Below are 1,863 nucleotides of genomic sequence, written 5' to 3' on the forward strand. Positions count from 1 at the left end.
TTGTTTTGCTGTTTCTAAGATTCTCAAAGAAAGTGATTAGCGAGTGTCTACGAGTGAAGTTATGAAAGTTCGATTATTCCCCCCTTTGAAAAACCGCTTTTTCTATATCTAATTTCATGAAAATTTTATCTATCGTGAGCTTTTGCTTTTGAGAGGACACGAGCGTAGCGAGTGCCATTTTTTCTTTTGATCTTGCTTTTGGGGTTTGGGGCTTGCCCCAACAAGGCACAGAGTAGGAATTTTGCACGGTAGTGAAAAAGTCCCCTCTGTGTGTCCTTGCTCTATTCTTTTTAAATATCTGATTTCATTCCCTTGATTTGCCTAAATTGCCCCTCGACTAAGCTTGCTTAGTCAAAAAAGTTTGAGCAAAGCGAAAACATAGGGCAATTTTCATGATGAAAATGGGCTTTTAAGGTTTTTAAATGCTTTTAAATGCTTTTAGACATGATGAAACGCCCACACAGCAAGGCATACAGAGGTCATTTAGCACCGTTTACCCATCAATATGACACCGTTTACCCATCAATATGACACCGTTTACCCATCAATATGACACCGTTTACCTTGCATATAGCACCAAATTAAAATATTATGCTAAAACAAAAAAAATACTCTTGGTGCTATATGAGTGATTTAATAGTGAAAGATAACGCCCTAATGAACGCTAGTTACAATTTGGATCTCGTTGAACAGCGTTTAATTCTCCTAGCTATCCTTGAGGCTAGAGAATCAGGCAAAGGAATCAATGCCAATGACCCTCTGACAGTTCATGCCGAGAGTTATATCAATCAATTTGGCGTACACAGAACAACGGCATATCAAGCCTTAAAAGATGCCTGCAAGGACTTATTTGCTCGTCAGTTTAGCTACCAAGAAAAACGAGAACGTGGACGTGCAAATATTACAAGTCGATGGGTATCACAAATTGCTTATATTGATGAAACCGCAACAGTTGAAGTTATTTTTGCTCCTGCGGTTGTTCCACTGATTACAAGGCTTGAGGAACAATTCACCCAATACGATATTGAGCAAATTAGCGGTTTATCGAGTGCCTACGCTGTCCGTATGTATGAATTATTGATTTGTTGGCGTACCACAGGAAAAACCCCCATTATTGAATTAGGCGAGTTTAGAAAGCGAATAGGGGTTTTAGATACTGAATATCAACGAATTGAAAGATTAAAACATAGTGTTTTAGAACTAGCACTAAAGCAGATCAACGAGCATACAGACATCACAGCGACCTATGAACAACACAAAAAGGGACGTTTGATTACAGGGTTCTCATTCAAGTTTAAGCAGAAGAAGCCCAAACAAGCCGAGATTGCCACAGAAACGCCCAAAACAGCCACGAATGACCTAGATACGATAAAACCCCTTACAGAGCCACAGATCGCAAAATACAGCATGATTCTGTGCAAACTAGGCAGTATTTCAGACCTTAGTAACTTCCCAGACTATCCAGCTTTTGCAAATTGGATTGGGAACATTTTGAGGAACCCTGAAAAAGCAGATGAACAAATAGCAAAACGGATTTTCACAGCATTGAAAACAGAAACCGACTACAGCAAGAAAAACTAATTTTTAGTTGTGATGGGTTTTCCCGAAATAACATGAAGGGCGCACTTTACCATTGAGAAAATCTTCGATGTTTTCAATGGAAGTTCGTAAGGGAGAATTCCCTTAACCCTAAAAGCAAAAGCATTGTAATCAGGGAAAGAACAGTTTTGATTCTTATCCTGTCTTGTCACTCGTAGACACTCGTTTTGTTTTGCTGTTTCTAAGATTCTCAAAGAAAGTGATTAGCGAGTGTCTACGAGTGAAGTTATGAAAGTTCGATTATTCCCCCCTTTGAAAAACCGC

Annotated in this window: 1 protein-coding gene; it reads left to right on the plus strand. The window is 39.1% G+C overall.

The genetic code is table 11. The annotated features are described in order from the left end of the window. The first annotated feature begins 624 nt into the window (after window positions 1-624). A complete protein-coding gene (repM, locus tag ACG9ZL_RS20850; protein ID WP_419361767.1) occupies window positions 625-1,581 on the plus strand; it encodes a replication initiation protein RepM in 957 nt (318 codons plus the stop codon). The last annotated feature ends 282 nt before the right edge of the window (window positions 1,582-1,863 follow it).

The organism is Acinetobacter legionensis (genome assembly GCF_048551735.1).
Taxonomy (GTDB): Bacteria; Pseudomonadota; Gammaproteobacteria; order Pseudomonadales; family Moraxellaceae; genus Acinetobacter.